At 46.6% G+C, this 15,442-nt stretch carries 16 protein-coding genes, 1 tRNA gene and 1 pseudogene; 5 read left to right on the top strand and 13 right to left on the bottom strand.

What is annotated here, in order from left to right:
- The first annotated feature begins 191 nt into the window (after nt 1–191).
- From C4S39_RS15790 to C4S39_RS08315, 3 genes are all read left to right on the top strand, one after another.
- Nucleotides 192–578, top strand: a complete 387-nt coding sequence (locus tag C4S39_RS15790; RefSeq protein WP_258039358.1) for an REP-associated tyrosine transposase — start codon at nt 192–194, stop codon at nt 576–578.
- A 349-nt stretch (nt 579–927) separates the two neighbouring features.
- Nucleotides 928–1,548 (top strand): YqhA family protein, encoded by a 621-nt coding sequence (locus C4S39_RS08320; protein WP_219817932.1) that lies wholly within the window; start codon nt 928–930, stop codon nt 1,546–1,548.
- Nucleotides 1,549–1,972: 424 nt separating this feature from the next.
- Entirely contained in the window at nt 1,973–5,095 is a 3,123-nt protein-coding gene (locus C4S39_RS08315; RefSeq protein ID WP_103966561.1) for a Calx-beta domain-containing protein, read from the top strand.
- A 99-nt stretch (nt 5,096–5,194) separates the two neighbouring features.
- On the opposite strand, the gene C4S39_RS08310 is transcribed toward C4S39_RS08315, so the two are convergent.
- Genes C4S39_RS08310 through C4S39_RS08300 form a run of 3 tightly spaced genes read right to left on the bottom strand, consistent with a single transcriptional unit; the run spans nt 5,195 to nt 7,114 of the window.
- A complete protein-coding gene (locus tag C4S39_RS08310) occupies nt 5,195–5,725 on the bottom strand; it encodes a CinA family protein (protein WP_103966560.1) in 531 nt (176 codons plus the stop codon).
- 34 nt (nt 5,726–5,759) lie between these two features.
- On the bottom strand, nt 5,760–6,602 hold the full coding sequence (locus C4S39_RS08305; protein WP_258039357.1) for an alpha/beta hydrolase: 843 nt from the start codon (nt 6,600–6,602) through the stop codon (nt 5,760–5,762).
- Nucleotides 6,599–7,114 carry a DUF2141 domain-containing protein gene (locus C4S39_RS08300; protein ID WP_103966593.1) on the bottom strand — a complete coding sequence of 172 codons (516 nt, stop codon included), beginning with the start codon at nt 7,112–7,114 and terminating at the stop codon, nt 6,599–6,601. The genes C4S39_RS08305 and C4S39_RS08300 overlap by 4 nt, the downstream gene beginning before the upstream one ends.
- A 518-nt stretch (nt 7,115–7,632) precedes the next feature.
- Here C4S39_RS08300 and C4S39_RS08295 point away from each other — a divergent pair.
- Nucleotides 7,633–7,877: pseudogene (locus C4S39_RS08295) on the top strand (IS3 family transposase); the annotation flags it as partial.
- Nucleotides 7,878–7,932: 55 nt separating this feature from the next.
- Here C4S39_RS08295 and C4S39_RS08290 read toward each other — a convergent pair.
- The 5 genes from C4S39_RS08290 to aroQ all read right to left on the bottom strand — a co-directional run bounded on the left by C4S39_RS08290 (nt 7,933) and on the right by aroQ (nt 12,180).
- The gene (locus C4S39_RS08290) at nt 7,933–8,760 is read right to left on the bottom strand and encodes a zinc-ribbon and DUF3426 domain-containing protein (RefSeq protein WP_103966559.1); all 828 of its coding nucleotides are present in this window, start codon (nt 8,758–8,760) and stop codon (nt 7,933–7,935) included.
- A gap of 86 nt (nt 8,761–8,846) precedes the next feature.
- A complete protein-coding gene (prmA, locus tag C4S39_RS08285; protein WP_103966558.1) occupies nt 8,847–9,761 on the bottom strand; it encodes a 50S ribosomal protein L11 methyltransferase in 915 nt (304 codons plus the stop codon).
- Between the two features lie 32 nt (nt 9,762–9,793).
- Nucleotides 9,794–11,155 carry an acetyl-CoA carboxylase biotin carboxylase subunit gene (gene accC, locus C4S39_RS08280; RefSeq protein WP_103966557.1) on the bottom strand — a complete coding sequence of 454 codons (1,362 nt, stop codon included), beginning with the start codon at nt 11,153–11,155 and terminating at the stop codon, nt 9,794–9,796.
- A gap of 24 nt (nt 11,156–11,179) precedes the next feature.
- Nucleotides 11,180–11,662, bottom strand: a complete 483-nt coding sequence (gene accB, locus C4S39_RS08275) for an acetyl-CoA carboxylase biotin carboxyl carrier protein (RefSeq protein ID WP_103966556.1) — start codon at nt 11,660–11,662, stop codon at nt 11,180–11,182.
- A 65-nt stretch (nt 11,663–11,727) separates the two neighbouring features.
- Entirely contained in the window at nt 11,728–12,180 is a 453-nt protein-coding gene (gene aroQ, locus C4S39_RS08270) for a type II 3-dehydroquinate dehydratase (RefSeq protein ID WP_103966555.1), read from the bottom strand.
- 221 nt (nt 12,181–12,401) lie between these two features.
- Between aroQ and C4S39_RS08265 the strand changes: the two genes are divergently transcribed.
- A tRNA-Thr gene (locus tag C4S39_RS08265) sits at nt 12,402–12,477 on the top strand.
- Between the two features lie 35 nt (nt 12,478–12,512).
- Here the strand turns inward: C4S39_RS08265 and C4S39_RS08260 are convergent.
- Genes C4S39_RS08260 through C4S39_RS08245 form a run of 5 tightly spaced genes read right to left on the bottom strand, consistent with a single transcriptional unit; the run spans nt 12,513 to nt 15,242 of the window.
- A complete protein-coding gene (locus C4S39_RS08260) occupies nt 12,513–13,493 on the bottom strand; it encodes a tyrosine-type recombinase/integrase (protein ID WP_146059759.1) in 981 nt (326 codons plus the stop codon).
- Nucleotides 13,403–13,732, bottom strand: a complete 330-nt coding sequence (locus C4S39_RS15785) for a helix-turn-helix domain-containing protein (RefSeq protein WP_146059756.1) — start codon at nt 13,730–13,732, stop codon at nt 13,403–13,405. The genes C4S39_RS08260 and C4S39_RS15785 overlap by 91 nt, the downstream gene beginning before the upstream one ends.
- Nucleotides 13,733–13,762: 30 nt before the next feature.
- Nucleotides 13,763–14,191, bottom strand: coding sequence for a conjugal transfer protein TraM (locus C4S39_RS08255; RefSeq protein ID WP_103966553.1), 429 nt, complete (start codon nt 14,189–14,191; stop codon nt 13,763–13,765).
- The gene (locus C4S39_RS08250) at nt 14,188–14,919 is read right to left on the bottom strand and encodes a nucleotide-binding protein (RefSeq protein WP_103966552.1); all 732 of its coding nucleotides are present in this window, start codon (nt 14,917–14,919) and stop codon (nt 14,188–14,190) included. Before C4S39_RS08250 ends, C4S39_RS08255 begins: the two co-directional genes overlap by 4 nt.
- Nucleotides 14,919–15,242: a TraK family protein gene (locus C4S39_RS08245; RefSeq protein ID WP_146059755.1), complete on the bottom strand. Its 324-nt coding sequence runs from the start codon at nt 15,240–15,242 to the stop codon at nt 14,919–14,921. The genes C4S39_RS08250 and C4S39_RS08245 overlap by 1 nt, the downstream gene beginning before the upstream one ends.
- Nucleotides 15,243–15,442: the final 200 nt, after the last annotated feature.

Here is a 15,442-nt window from a genome sequence, read left to right as displayed (position 1 = left end):
ATTGTAGTTGTTGATAAAATAAAAACCCGGTGACTGATATTTCCGGGTTTTTTGTTTTCCGAGTGCGGTAGGTTGGGATGCCGGAGAAAACCCAACATCAAACAGCGGTAAAAACAAAGGGTTCGTTCCGTGATAAGCGATAGATGTTGGGCTTCCTTTGTCAGCCCAACCTACAATTGGAGCCAGGTAGGATGTGCCGACCGCAAGGAGGCGCATCATCAAAAACGTGTGAAAACAGGGAAACAAACGAAATGGCAGAATACCGGCGTGTGTATGTTCCCGGAGGTTCCTGGTTTTTTACGGTCAATCTTGCCGAGCGCAAGAACAATCGGCTATTAGTGGAGAAAATCGATTTACTGCGCAGCGCATTTGAATACACCAAACAGCGCTACCCTTTTCGCATGAATGTGGTCGTTATTTTACCGGATCACTTGCACTGTATCTGGACGCTACCGCAAACCGATGCAGATTTTTCAACCCGATGGAAACTGTTGAAAAGTTGCTTTTCCCGTCACGTAGCCAAAGGAGAAAGAATTTCCGCCAGCCGGAAGTCCCGCCGGGAAAGAGGAATATGGTAACGTCGATTTTGGGAACATCTGTTACGTGACCAAAATGATTTTAACCGGCACATTGATTATATTCATTGGAATCCTGTTAAACATGGCTGGGCTAAAAGAGTCAGTGATTGGCCTTATTCCAGTTTTCATCGGTATGTCGAACAAGGCGTCTATCCCGAAAATTGGGGAAATCGTGAGGACTATGATGTTGAGGGGCTTGAATAATACATTCGATGCGCCTTCTTGCGATCGGCACATCCTACCGAGTTATTGAACCGCAACACCAAATTTCGGACAAAGATTGGTTTTGAAGAGACTGAATTTTGTTTTAACCGTCGCTATGATAATCTTGCGCACTTTTGAATGAACAATGAAAGATATGGAAAATAATTTACCAGGACGGCCGGTAAGGCGAATTCATCCGATAGCGAAATTTTTGTTTCTCACCCGTTGGTTGCAGCTGCCCTTATATCTTGGGTTGGTGCTGGCGCAATGCATTTATGTGTTTCATTTCTGGGTCGAGCTGGTGGATCTCATCGGTGCCGTGATGGGAAATAAAAGCGCGTTACAGCATATTCTCGATACCGTTACGATTAAAGGTGCCGATAGGCCGGAGAAACTGACTGAAACGGCCATTATGCTTGTCGTATTGGGGCTGATCGATGTTGTCATGATCTCGAATCTGCTGATCATGGTGATTATCGGCGGTTATGAAACCTTTGTGTCGCGCATGAATCTGGAGGGGCATCCCGATCAGCCGGAATGGCTGTCGCATGTCAATGCGTCCGTGCTGAAGGTCAAGCTGGCAACCGCCATCATCGGTATTTCGTCGATACACCTTCTGAAAACGTTCATCAACGCCAGTGCTTATGACGAAAAGACGTTGATTGCGCAAACCGGAATACATATGGCGTTCTTGCTTTCAGCCTTGGCTATTGCCTACTGTGACCGTCTGATCTCTCAGACCGGCCAACAATCAGGTGGGCACTGATTGCATGGTTAGTCTTAAGATACGGTCATTGCATTATCAGTAATTGCACGCTGTTTATGTATAACGGTAAAGCTACTGCTTGATGCCTGATTGTTTTACGATCGCCTTTAAAGTAACCGTCGCATCAGACTATTTTTGGTCGCCCTGATCATGGATCACTTTGATGAGTTCCTGAGTTCCTCCAGTACGCTTCATAAAATAAATATATCAATGAAAACATCGATATATTTATTTTCGAACGCCCCTCCAAAAATTGTATTTTCAACTGAATTCAGTGCTAAGATTTCATCTTGTTCCATTACAAATGGAATAAGCAGGTATGGCAGTCGCGGCTGGAATTTGGTCCAAGACATGCTGTAGCCAAAGACTAATAAAAAGGCGATTTCAACGATAGCGCCTGATAAATTTTATAAGGATAATAAAAATGACGACGATTCGAGTTGATGATGTTTTTGTTGATGAAACCAATGCAACCGCAAATTTTATCGTATGGCTGGATGTCGCAAATGCCGCTCCGGTCACTGTTAATTACCGCACAGACCTAAATACTGCCACTTATGGCGGTAACCAGGATTTTGTATTTACATCGGGGACCTTAACCTTTAATCCCGGTGAGGTATCTAAAACTGTCAGTGTTTCGATCACCAATAATGCAATTGCTGAAGCGATCGAGAACTTTGAACTCAATCTATCTTCACCCAGCGCCAATGCAATCATTGTTGACGCATCCGCGCTTGGAACGATTTTCGATAACGATGCGCCGTCGGGCACGCCGGTGGTGTCGATCAATGACTTTACCGTAGACGAAGCGACGAAGGAAGCCACTTTTGTCATCGCGCTTGACCGGCCATCGACCAGCGTGGTTTCGATGAACTATGCCACGCAGAATGGCACCGCTCTGGCGGGCTCGGACTTTGTCGCCACGAATGGTTCGCTTAAATTTGCGCCGGGCGAGACCGCCAAAACGGTGAAAGTCACGTTGATCAACAACGCAGCATTTGAGGCCTCCGAATCGTTCAATCTGGCGTTGTCCGCGCTGACCAACGCCACCACGCTGGATGCTATTGGCACTGCGATCATTTTTGAAAACGATGCAGCCGCGGTGAGCAACTCGAGGATTTCCGTCGACGATATTTTTGTCGATGAGTTGCAAGCCTATGCGGATTTTCTGGTGCGCCTGGATGCGCCGAATATCAATCCTGTGACCGTCAATTACCGCACGGATTTGAATACCGCCACTTATGGGGGTAATCAGGATTTTGTGTTTACGTCGGGAACGCTGAATTTTGCACCGGGAGAGATGGTTAAGACGGTACGGGTCACGATGTCAAACGGTTCAATCGCTGAAGCGATCGAGAACTTTGAACTCAATCTATCTTCACCCAGCGCCAATGCAATCATTGTTGACGCATCCGCGCTTGGAACGATTTTCGATAATGATGCGCCGTCGGGCACGCCGGTGGTGTCGATCAATGACTTTACCGTAGACGAAGCGACGAAGGAAGCCACTTTTGTCATCGCGCTTGACCGGCCATCGACCAGCGTGGTTTCGATGAACTATGCCACGCAGAATGGCACCGCTCTGGCGGGCTCGGACTTTGTCGCCACGAATGGTTCGCTTAAATTTGCGCCGGGCGAGACCGCCAAAACGGTGAAAGTCACGTTGATCAACAACGCAGCATTTGAAGCCTCCGAATCGTTCAATCTGGCGTTGTCCGCGCTGACCAACGCCACCACGCTGGATGCTATTGGCACTGCGATCATTTTTGAAAACGATGCAGCCGCGGTGAGCAACTCGAGGATTTCCGTCGACGATATTTTTGTCGATGAGTTGCAAGCCTATGCGGATTTTCTGGTGCGCCTGGATGCGCCGAATATCAATCCTGTGACCGTCAATTACCGCACGGATTTGAATACCGCCACTTATGGGGGTAATCAGGATTTTGTGTTTACGTCGGGAACGCTGAATTTTGCACCGGGAGAGATGGTTAAGACGGTACGGGTCACGATGTCAAACGGTTCAATCGCTGAAGCGATCGAGAACTTTGAACTCAATCTATCTTCACCCAGCGCCAATGCGATCTTAGCCGATGCTACGGCATTTGGCACCATCATCGACAATGATGCAACCTCTGGTGTGCCTGTCGCAAGAATTACTGACACTGTTGTGGATGAAACCGACCAGACGGCAACCGTCACTATTATTCTCGATAAACCCAGCGTCAGCGGCGCGAAGGTTAATGTGGCAGGGCAGAATGTAACGGCTAACAATGGCAGTGATTTTCGCAATCTGCACATCGGCACGGTGGCGTTCGCGCCAGGTGAAACAGCTAAAACGGTTACATTTGGCCTGTTGAACGATAATGCGGTTGAAGATGCGGAGCTATTTGATGTGACATTAAGCAACCCGGTTGGCATGACGGTGGGAGACGGGCGCGGACATGTCATTATAGCTGGCAATGATAGGGCTGCAGTGGCTTCGCCCGTGATCAATGTCGCCAATGTCGCTGCATCCGAAGATAAAGGATTTATTGACTTCCAGATTACGCTGGCAGCACCCAGTGCTGGCGGTGCTCGTGTAAATTACAGTACTGCTGCAGGGACGGCCGGTTCCGGAACGGATTATGTTCATGCCTCCGGAACCTTGGCTTTTACACCCGGTGAAGTATCCAAAATTGTCCGCGTTGCCTTGGTTGACGATATCATTGCGGAAGCGCAGGAGAACTTTACACTCAACTTGAGTGGCGCGGTCAATGCAACGATCGGTAACGCCTCGGCCAGTGCAACAATCATTGATAATGAGAGCGTCGCTCCTGCAGCACCGATTGCAATCGCAGGGACTTCCGGAAATGATATTTTTCAGGGTACGCAGTTCAGGGATGCTTTTACAGGCGGTGCCGGCAATGACATATTCAATGGCGGCGATGGCAATGACAGCATGGTGGGCGGAGGAGGTAACGATACCTTTATCGTCGAGAATGCAGGCGATACGTATTCCGAAGCGGTCGGCGGCGGTACCGATCTGGTGATCAGTTATGTAGCAAATCATACGCTGGGTGCGAATGTTGAGAATCTTCTTTTGGCCGGGCCTGCAACAACGGGGATCGGCAACGCACTCGCCAACACGATTACTGGCAATGGCGCAAACAACACCATCAACGGGGGAATCGGGAATGATGTCCTGAATGGAGCTGCAGGTTCCGACAATATTTCCGGGGGTACGGGTTCTGATTTCATCGTATTCAATACCGCGCTGAATGCGACTACCAATGTCGATACGCTTGCGGATTTTAACGTGGCTGATGACACTATCCGCTTGGAGAATGCCATTTTTACCAAGTTTGCTGCCACAGGCGCTATTCCCGCGAATACGCTGGTATCCGGCCCGGGCGCAGTTGCTTTGGATAGTAATGATTTCCTGATTTATAACACCGCCAATGGAAATCTTTATTACGATGCCGACGGCAATGGTGCCGGCGCACAAGTGGCTTTTGCAACACTGACGGGAATACCTGCGTTAACAGCCGCTGACTTTGTAATCATTTAAAATCCTGTTCCCGGCATTGCTGCTGGTTTTCACGGTAATGCTTGACGATGATACTGAGGGTATTCGCAAGGTACCCTCAGTATTTTTACCGCTAGAACATCATGCCATAACAATGGCATTGTCCAATAAATGCAATATGCCCCGTAAGGCAGTAGTTACTGCCGAACGCCGGATGCTTTCACGGTTACCCTTGAAGTGATGAGTTTCGTGTTGCACCGAACCATCCTTGCTCGCCCAGGCAAAACATACCATTCCCACCGGTTTTTTGGCTGTCCCGCCGGCAGGCCCGGCAATGCCGGTAATGGATAAACCTATTTGCGCATGGCTTCGGGTAAGCGCTCCGGTGACCATCGCTTGTGCGGTTTGCGGCGATACGGCGCCAAATTGATCCAGGAGTGCGGATTGCACTCCCAGCATTTCGCATTTGGATCTGTTGCTATACGTGATAAAGCCTCGATCGTACCAGATTGAACTGCCCGCCACCGCAGTAACCGCCTGGCCCACCCAACCGCCGGTGCAGGATTCGGCTGTTACCAGCATCCATCCGCGCTGCATAAGATTCTCCCCGACGCGTACGGCGAGATCGAAAAGGTCTTGATCATGATCAAAATCGGGTGTTTCACGAGTCATGGGTAAGTTGTCTTTTATCTATTGCAAAATCGAGCTAATCCGTGGGTGATTTCAGATGTTCATCCATAAATGTTCCCAGAGCTTTTTGCCATACAGGCTGCATAAAAACAAATCCGTTATTGTGGCCACCTTGCAGGGTTAAAAATTGTTTCGCCCCGGAAGCCGCTTGGAATAATCGTTGACCATGCTGAAACGGGACGATTTCATCTTGCGGGCTATGTGCGATAAAAACCGGGCAAGTTACCGATTGCAATGATCCCAGCGTGTTGTATTCAAAGCGATTGATCCAGCGTACCGGCAAGAAGGGATATATTTGCGTGGCCAGATCGGAAACCGAGGTGAACGTCGACGCCAGCGCCAGCAGGCCGGGCTTCTCGCGCGCAGCCAGCCAGGCTGCCATCGCGCCACCAAGCGATTCGCCAAACAATACGATCTGTTCAGGTGCGATCTTTTGCGTTACGGTCAAATACTGCCAGGCGGCCTGGGCATCCAGATAGGTGCCGGATTCCGACGGAGCTCCGCTGCTCTGGCCATAACCCCGGTAATCAAACAATAGGGTGTTATAGCCCAACCGCTTGAACATGGTCAGATAATTGATGCGATGGGAAATATTTCCGGCGTTGCCGTGGAAAAACAATACCGTGCCTGTGGCATCCGGCACAGGTACCCACCATCCATGCAGTGTTTCGCCATCAGCGGTGACGATGCTCATGGATGAATAATCCAGGCCGAACATAGCCGGCGTATTGCTGAGTTGCTTGTCGGGAAAATACACCAAACGGGATTGACCCAGATAAACCAATAAAACCATCGCAAGATATGCAACAAACAGCGAAAAGAGCAGATTCAGCAGCATGCGCATGGCACGATGAATCAAGGCTGTTTCAGATTGATCACAATATCCGCACCCAGGCCAGTTGCAGTAAATGCGGAATCGCTGAATTTCGGAAAGCCCACGTGCCGCTCAGGATTGTTTGATAAGCCAAACGGTTCGCTTGGTAACAGATTCCACTGCCTTTTTAATTTACGATTCCCATCCAGATCATGATAGGCCGCCACGGCGTAGGTTCCCGGCTGTTCGAGGTTGATACAGACTTGCTGTGATCCCTCTTCCGCAGGCGCGCGAACCTTGCGCTTGCGTCCCTTTTTAAAAAGAAAATGATCCGGATCATCATACAACTCAACGTTCAATACACCGTGTGGTTCAATGCCATGAACGGTCACCCTGATTTGCGGGAAATCCGTGTTGCAGGCATCGGGGGTTTCCTGTGGCCTGATACTCAATGATTCAGTAGAATAAGCCTGAGCGCAGATTAAGAATCCCAGCACCAGTACCCATGCCGGTTTTTTGGGAAAAATAAATAATGGATGAAGGATTTTGGATTTCATGGTTTTCATCAGCATGATTTTTTTGTTTTGCAGCGAATAAATGGCCCACTATAACCGATTCGCTAAGAATAAAGCCATACGACCGAAGAAAAACGCCATTTGTTCCGAAGATGTATGGGCAAAGAGTAATTGAAGAAATAAACACAAAGAACCTGATGAATTATTATTATCCGAATTTATAAAAATGCTCTCTGCTCGATTGCGTGCCTATAAACCCGCCGGGACGGGTTTATAGGGGTGGTTAAAAATACTTATATGCTCCACAAAATCAGGCCTGCAATTATCTGACCATATATCAAAACATAATACATCACGGGGACATTGACGCGGTCAGTTTTATGATAATGAGAGATTTGTGTTGACATGATACACCTCCAAATAAGTGGGTGAGTATTTATGCTAACAACTTAACCTAATGATTTATATACGGTATGACACTTAAGGTATAGCACTTACTGATTGGAATGAGCTATTTATAGCTAATTGGAAATACTTCTCAGGTTTTCGGTATGCTTACTGGCATGACCGCATCTATGAGTCGCAAGGGTGACTGCTATGATAATGCACCGATGGAAAGTTTCTGGGGAATACTTAAAACCGAGCTGGTGCATCATCGGAGATTCAAAACACGGCAACAAGCCATTCGGGAGATTACCGAATATATAGAATCTTCTATAACCGACAGAGAAAACAGAAAAGACTGGGATATTTGTCACCAGCACAATTTACGCAGCAATACTATGTCAATCTACTGGCTGCTTAAATCGATGGACTCCATTTTTGACAGCACATATCACTTGACCGCGGGATCAGGTGGCTTAGGGATATAGCAAGAGCAGGCGATAACCTAACGCATCCAGTTGATCGCTGTTAAAGTTCAATCTAATTTCTATTTCCTGATGAGGTTGAATAAATTGCAATGGTTTATCCGCTTCCTGTAAATAATCCTGCGCTGTAAAAATGCGGCTGGCAATTAATTTTTCTTGTGCATTCAGCAGCGACAATTGCAACGCGGGCCAGGCTTGTGGAAAAGATGCGTAATTATGAATGGTCGCGTACATCGTAGTCACTTCAGGCTGTTGCGCAGTATTTTTCTGTAATTCGGATGATTCGATGCCGATCTGGTCAATATCTTGCGCATAAGGCACTGTACACATCAGGAATTCGCACAATCGTTCCAAACGAGGCCTGATTTCCGGTGCAATCATAGTCAGCTCGGTACGATAGCCATAGGCAATCTGACCCATCAGGAACAACCCCAGAAGAGCATTCACCAGACCCCACTTCAGATACGATCGCTTATCCGGTTTTTCATCTGCAAATAGCTGATCCGCAGCAGTTTCCGTTATTTCTGTAGTTTCAGTTACTTCCTGATTTAAATCTGAAATAACTTGCAGTTCGATCGGACTATCCGGGTTCTCGGAAGTAGCCTGGTTTTCCACCGCATCTTCAGGCGTGTTGAAAGGTTGCAATTGAATCTGGGATGTATATTCGATGGCCGATTCATTGACCGTAATCAGCGTGGCAAATCCATTGAAAATCCGTTGGCAGCACCCGCAACGCACATCACCTCCATGCGCCTGTAATTGCGCGGCATTCACACGGAAGGTGGTGCTGCAACCGGGACAAAGTGTTACAAGTGCCATAGGTTATTGCCTGAATTGGATCATCACGTTGAATTGATCAGTGATTTGATCTGCAAGTCCGGAGACTCGATAAAGAGGTAATTATTTCACCTTTTACTTCCGGTTAACAACACCCATTCCTGCTGCTCTTCGCCACTGTGCATATCAAACCACTGTTGGTAGGCGCGCTTAACTTCTGCAGCTTGCTGCTGCAAGATTCCGGACAATGCGATGGAGCCTTGCTGTCGAACCAATTGCGCTAGAACCGGAGCCAGCATGATTAAAGGATTCGCCAGAATATTGGCAACCACGATATCCGCCCCCTGCGGTTGCAAATTACGGGTAGCCGTCTGATGATCGGTTGTAAAAAAGAATTGAGATGCAGGGCAATGATTCCTGACTGCATTTTCCTGACTGGCTTTAACTGCCTGGGGATCAATATCGATACCGGCGACGTGACTGGCACCCAGTTTTAAAGCAGCTACCGCCAATATTCCGGAACCGCAGCCATAATCAACGACTTTATCCCCGGGCTGCAAATTTTGATCCAGCCAACTGAGACATAATTGCGTTGTGGGGTGGCTACCGGTTCCAAAAGCCAAGCCCGGATCCAGTATCAGATTAATCGCATCAGGATCAGGCGCCTGATGCCAAGTGGGAACAATCCATAATCGCTGCGAAATCCGAATGGGATCAAATTGTGATTGGGTCAGACGCACCCAATCCTGCTCTTCAACGCGTTCCAGGCGAAAATCCAGTTGTCCTTCCGGCTGCACGCTATTCATCACATTGTGCAGAATTTCATCCACATCGGCATCCTGATTGAACAATGCAGAAATTTCAGCATTGCGCCAGATTTCATCGCAAGGCTCTCCGGGTTCTCCAAACAGCATTTGCTCGTCTTGCGTGTCGGCAGCGGCATCATGAATGTCCACCGATAACGCGCCCTGTTCCATCAATGCATCGCTCAACAACTCGGCATTCGCTGCATCAGCTTTGATAATTAACGTAACCCAGGACATACTTACTGTAGGCTTACGGCCCAATCCGGCGCTCAATCCGTCTTGGTTTTATTGTGCAACGCAAGCTTCTGTTCCAGATAATGAATTGAAACCCCGCCGCGCAAGAAAGTCGCGTCATTCAGCAAGTCACGATGCAGTGGGATATTGGTCTTGATTCCGGCCACCACCATTTCAGACAGCGCAATCCGCATGCGTGCAATCGCTTGCTCACGCGTATCGCCATATGTAATGATTTTTCCAATCATCGAATCATAATAGGGCGGCACCATATAATTATGGTAAACGTGCGAGTCAACTCGCACTCCGGGACCGCCTGGCGCATGATATTGCGTGATACGCCCGGCAGAAGGTGTCAGTTTATAAGCATCTTCCGCATTAATGCGGCATTCAATGGCATGGCCCTTGAACACGATATCTTTCTGACCTATTGGTAAAACATTACCGGCCGCAACATTGATTTGTGCCTGAACCAGATCGATACCCGTGATCGCCTCTGTTACCGGATGCTCCACCTGTAAGCGGGTGTTCATCTCGATAAAGTAAAACTCATTATTCTCAAACAGAAATTCAAACGTGCCTACACCGCGGTATTTGATACGGCGGCACGCATCCGCACAACGTTCACCGATTTTATTACGCAATTTCTCGGATATTCCGGGCGCAGGCGCTTCCTCGAGAATTTTCTGGTGACGACGTTGCAGGGAGCAATCCCTTTCGCCCAAGTGAACGGCATGACCATGCTCATCAATCAATAACTGAAATTCAATATGACGCGGATTTTCCAGAAATTTCTCTGCATAAACGGTCGGATTGCCAAATGCCGACTGTGCTTCATTGCGTGTCATGACAACCGCATTGGAGAGCGCGGCTTCGGTATGCACCACCCGCATACCGCGTCCACCGCCTCCACCTGCGGCTTTAAGAATTACGGGATAGCCGATCTCCTTGACAATCCTTCTTATCTCATCAAGGTCTTCCGGCAAAGCACCCTCCGATCCCGGGACGCACGGAACACCGGCGCTTTTCATGGCATTCTTTGCGCTGACTTTATCTCCCATCAACCGAATGGTTTCCGATCTTGGGCCAATAAATACAAACCCGCTTTTTTCAACCCGTTCGGCAAAATCCGCATTTTCTGACAAAAATCCATACCCCGGATGAATAGCCTCTGCATCGGTCACCTCGGCGGCACTGATAATAGCCGGTATATTCAGGTAACTCTGCCCGACAGGAGCCGGGCCGATACAAACCGACTCATCGGCCAGCATCACGTATTTGGCTTCTGCATCAGCCTCAGAATGCACGGCCACGGTTTTGATGCCCATCGCACGGCATGCGCGCTGAATTCGCAACGCAATTTCACCGCGATTTGCAATAAGAATCTTCTCAAACATAGTATCCGATCTCTATTCAGAGCATTATTGAATCACGAATAAAGGTTCACCGTACTCAACGGGCTGCCCATTCTCTGACAAGATCGCTTTGATCACACCATTTTTATCCGCTTCTATTTCATTGAGCAATTTCATTGCCTCAATGATGCAGAGTGTGTCTCCGACTTTAACGCTCTGTCCAACTTCAACAAATGGGCTGGCTCCAGGCGATGCAGCTCGATAAAACGTACCTACCATCGGAGACTTGACCATATGTCCATCCGGGATGGATTTATGGTTGGCGTCTGCTGTTTCAGCAGATGCATTGGCTTCAGAAATCGCTGCCGGCGCTGACTGCGAAGCCGGAGGCATCACTGCCGCCATGGCAGGCGGCATGAAGGCGTAGTTCTGCACACCCGCACCGGATTTACTGATACGCACTTTCTCTTCGCCTTCCGTAATCTCCAGCTCAGCAATACTTGACTCTTCAACCAACTCAATAAGTTTCTTCAGCTTTCTTAAATCCATATCCAATCTCCCGAGACATTGTCTCGCCGTAAGGAAGTTTTATAACTATAGTCAACAACAGATTCTTAAGATGTCATCGCATATTTCAGCGCCAATTCATAGCCCTTGGCACCCAAGCCACTGATAACACCAATCGCCAAATCCGAGAAATAGGAGCGTTGACGAAAGAGTTCACGAGAATAAATATTCGACAAATGTACTTCGATAAATGGCAGCTTGACTGCGGCAATCGCATCCCGCATGGCGATACTGGTATGCGTATAGGCCGCCGGATTGATGATAATGAAATTTGTTCCATCATCCATCGTTTGCTGAATTCTTTCAATCAATGCCGATTCAGCATTACTCTGAAAAAAATCCAGTTTAAACGCAGTATTCTCAGCTAATTTACTTAAATTTCTGTTAATATCTTCCAAGGTTGCACCGCCATATAGCTCGGGCTCCCGAACACCCAGCAAATTCAAGTTGGGTCCATGAATAATCAAGATATTATCAGCTTTCGTCTTTTTTGAGTCCATTTGCTAATTATGTACCGTTGTACGAGAAATGTACAGATTTTTGACGAAATTCGCCGAACTTAAGCGAAAATTGTCAGAAAAGTATTGAATGGGATTATTGAGAAAAAGTTCATTTTGCGGCAATAAAAAATACAACAAAAACACAAACTATTGCATTCACCCCGTTATCATTTGCCCGCAATTCCTCAACCATCTATAATACCTCGCTTAATTTAAGCCGGGCTGTTGTAGCTCAGTTGGTAGAGCAACTGATTCGTAATCAGTAGGTCGGAGGTTCGACTCCTCTCAACAGCACCATTAAACAAAGACTTAGAAACATAACCGAACCGCTTTTACTTCGATTGTGTCAAATTTGTGCCATTAAGTACGTTATCCACGATTCTGGCATGTTGAGCAAATTGCTCTGGAGCTAGATGCGCATAACGTCTTACCATCTCAGCAGATTCCCATGCGCCCATCTCCTGAATGACATTTAATGGCACACCATTCTGAGTTAACCAACTTGCCCAAGTATGGCGCAAATCATGCCAGCGAAAATCTTCAATACCTGCACGTTTTAACGCTTTATACCAAGCTTTTGTATTAACTTGGATGATTGGTCTGCCCTTGTAACTAAATACTGACTTGGGATTCTTGCCGATCTGTTTGGTTAATACTGCTATAGCCGTCGCATTGAGCGTTACATGAATCGGCTTTCCAGCTTTAGCCTGATCACCGTGAATCCATGCAACATTTCGTTGCATATCCACTTGCGACCATTCCAGTTTCGTGACATTCGACCGTCTCAACCCTGTAGCTAATGAAAACCTTACAATATCCGCCAAATGTTCCGGCAATTCCTGGATAAGCAAATTTGCTTGCTCTGCACTTAAATAACGTACTCGGCGCTTTGCTTCACGATACAGCTTGATAACAGGGGGCTTATCAATCCATTCCCAATCTAAAGCAGATCGCCGCAAGATCGCACGAATTAGCGCCAATAAGCGATTAGCTGTTGCTGGACTTGATTGCTGAAGCTTTAGCTCACCAATGTTTGCGATTACATCACGAGTCAACTCATCCAGATACTTGCCTCTGAAGAACTGTTGGATCCAGTTTATTTTAGCCACATCTTCATGATGTGACTTTTTATGTTGCGTCTCCATCAGCCATTTATAAGCCGCCTCATCCCAAGTTCGCCTTGGCTTATCCCCTAGTCTTGCAACCCGCCAGGATTCCGCTTTCAGCTTATCGTGGAATTCTTGCGCCTGGGTTTTATCTTCAGTTGCAGCAGAGCATCTAACTCGCTCGCCGCTTGGTGTGGTGAAACTAATCCACCACGTCTTACCACGTTTACAGAGTGACATAATTGTTTCTCCTCATGTCCCACTTGCAACGCTTGCCGAGTGCAAGCATATAACGAGCGAATATGATCAGCAAGATCATCATCAATAAATGCCCACCGTTTACCTAATTTTGCACCCGGAATAATTCCTGCTTTAGCGCGACGACGCACTTCTTCAGGGTGCAACTTCAAGAATTGGGCAGCTTCACTTAAATTTAATGTTTTCATGTAGTATCCAACTTATTTTTAGAAATCTTGCTATAACAAAATCAAAAAGATAGTTACAACCGAAGCCAAGAGTAAGGTTGATGCTAGTAAATTGATGATGGCCGCCTGTCTGGAAATTCTAACTAGATCATAAGTTTCCTGATCCACTCCACTTTTTATCTTGTCATCGATCAGCTGAATACAGCTTTCCAGGAATTGGTCTCGTGTTAATTGCGCGTTACTCATGGATGCGCTGATAATGGCATTGGATTTTTTGGTAGAGTACTCACACCATCGATTAAAGTTTTCTTCCAATATCGCCTGGTAATTGCTTAGCAGCTCAGCATGGGCTTTTTCATTTTGTTCCAGCAATACTTCGTTGAGCGTATGCATCATCAACACCGGATCATCCTGTGACAGTACAATGCCGTGTTCCGATGCTATTCTTTCAATGAGTGCATCTAATTTGTCGCTACTCATGTTAAAACCGCAGCCACATTTTCAATGTTGGTGAAGAGCTGCCTGCGGATAATCGTTAACCTTTGGCGTACCATCACCGGCAAAGAGCTATTTTTAAGCGCTTCATCAAAGGTGAATTTCGATTGCAGAATCTCACTTAAATCTTTGCCAAAAGTCTCAGGCTTGTAGTGCGGAATTCGGATAATGGCGGATACTCGCGCTTTGTTATCCACATAAGCCTTCATTTCTTCAAACTGTTTGCCATTCATGCTGATTTCTCCCCAATAGGGATTTAACCAGACGACAAATAATGCTTCTTTGGGAAACTGTTTAATCAGATGTACAAAACCGTTCAATGTATCCAGCAAAGCCTGACTACCGGTGATGACAGTATGCACAACCAATTCATGCCCCATATCCAGAAGTAAGGCGGGTATCTGATTGCTGATGAGGTAATGCGACATCGGTACAAAGGTGCTGGCACCATTGTCAATAATGACGTCATTTTCAGCTTTGGCGATGAGTTCAATTAAATCATCAAACTTTCTCGGATCAATCTCATCATTGTTCATCACATTAATCTGCTTAACATTGAGTTTTTTAAAGCCATAAAAAGTAGCATTAACCGGATCTGTATCAATGCATAATGGATTGCCGCCTTGGGCAAACTTATGTTGTGCTAGCGTGGATGATATGAACGACTTGCCTACTCCGCCCTTTCCTTGCAAAATCATATGTATTTTAGCCATCAGACTAACTCCTCTTTTTCAGTTGCAGAATTAAAACGAAATCCTTCATGACCATTCCCAGCTGACTTTCCTTGATCAATGCACGGATGCTGCTTTTTGTTTTCGCCAATATGTCGATTGACCAAAGTCCTGAACCATTGATAAGAACATTTGATTTTTTCTTCCTGATGCAAAATGTTCCAGATCTGGCGAATCGTCCAGCCATCCTTTAATGCCTGCTCGATATCGGGTTTCAACGCGATGAACGCCGGTAAAAATTGCTTACCGGTACTTTTGTTTTTATCCGCATAAAGTGCGATTCGATCTGATAAGGATTTAGTCATCACAATTTTTACAAAAATATTTATCTTGGCGTACAAACAGCTTTTAGTTTTTTGCTTTCCTTTCTGTTTCTTTTTGTTGCTTTCAGTATCAATTAATTTCCTACCCTTTCTTTTTGTTTCCAAGTGACTGTTATTTAGTTGAATAAAGCTTCTTTCAAGTGTTTTTATGCTGTTTGAAATTATGATATAACGGAAATAAA

Source organism: Nitrosomonas ureae (genome assembly GCF_900108305.1).
Taxonomy (GTDB): Bacteria; Pseudomonadota; Gammaproteobacteria; order Burkholderiales; family Nitrosomonadaceae; genus Nitrosomonas; species Nitrosomonas ureae_B.
Note: the sequence above shows the minus strand (reverse complement) of the source record. Positions and strands in the feature narration are given on the sequence as shown.

Excerpts from the sequence above, each read along its gene's own strand:
- C4S39_RS15790 (WP_258039358.1), top strand. The coding sequence starts at position 192 with ATGTGCCGACCGCAAGGAGGCGCATCATCAAAAACGTGTGAAAACAGG.
- C4S39_RS08320 (WP_219817932.1), top strand. The coding sequence starts at position 928 with ATGAAAGATATGGAAAATAATTTACCAGGACGGCCGGTAAGGCGAATT.
- C4S39_RS08315 (WP_103966561.1), top strand. The coding sequence starts at position 1,973 with ATGACGACGATTCGAGTTGATGATGTTTTTGTTGATGAAACCAATGCA.
- C4S39_RS08310 (WP_103966560.1), bottom strand. The coding sequence starts at position 5,725 with ATGACTCGTGAAACACCCGATTTTGATCATGATCAAGACCTTTTCGAT.
- C4S39_RS08300 (WP_103966593.1), bottom strand. The coding sequence starts at position 7,114 with ATGAAATCCAAAATCCTTCATCCATTATTTATTTTTCCCAAAAAACCG.
- C4S39_RS08290 (WP_103966559.1), bottom strand. The coding sequence starts at position 8,760 with ATGGCACTTGTAACACTTTGTCCCGGTTGCAGCACCACCTTCCGTGTG.
- prmA (WP_103966558.1), bottom strand. The coding sequence starts at position 9,761 with ATGTCCTGGGTTACGTTAATTATCAAAGCTGATGCAGCGAATGCCGAG.
- accC (WP_103966557.1), bottom strand. The coding sequence starts at position 11,155 with ATGTTTGAGAAGATTCTTATTGCAAATCGCGGTGAAATTGCGTTGCGA.
- accB (WP_103966556.1), bottom strand. The coding sequence starts at position 11,662 with ATGGATTTAAGAAAGCTGAAGAAACTTATTGAGTTGGTTGAAGAGTCA.
- aroQ (WP_103966555.1), bottom strand. The coding sequence starts at position 12,180 with ATGGACTCAAAAAAGACGAAAGCTGATAATATCTTGATTATTCATGGA.
- C4S39_RS15785 (WP_146059756.1), bottom strand. The coding sequence starts at position 13,732 with ATGAAAACATTAAATTTAAGTGAAGCTGCCCAATTCTTGAAGTTGCAC.
- C4S39_RS08255 (WP_103966553.1), bottom strand. The coding sequence starts at position 14,191 with ATGAGTAGCGACAAATTAGATGCACTCATTGAAAGAATAGCATCGGAA.
- C4S39_RS08250 (WP_103966552.1), bottom strand. The coding sequence starts at position 14,919 with ATGGCTAAAATACATATGATTTTGCAAGGAAAGGGCGGAGTAGGCAAG.
- C4S39_RS08245 (WP_146059755.1), bottom strand. The coding sequence starts at position 15,242 with ATGACTAAATCCTTATCAGATCGAATCGCACTTTATGCGGATAAAAAC.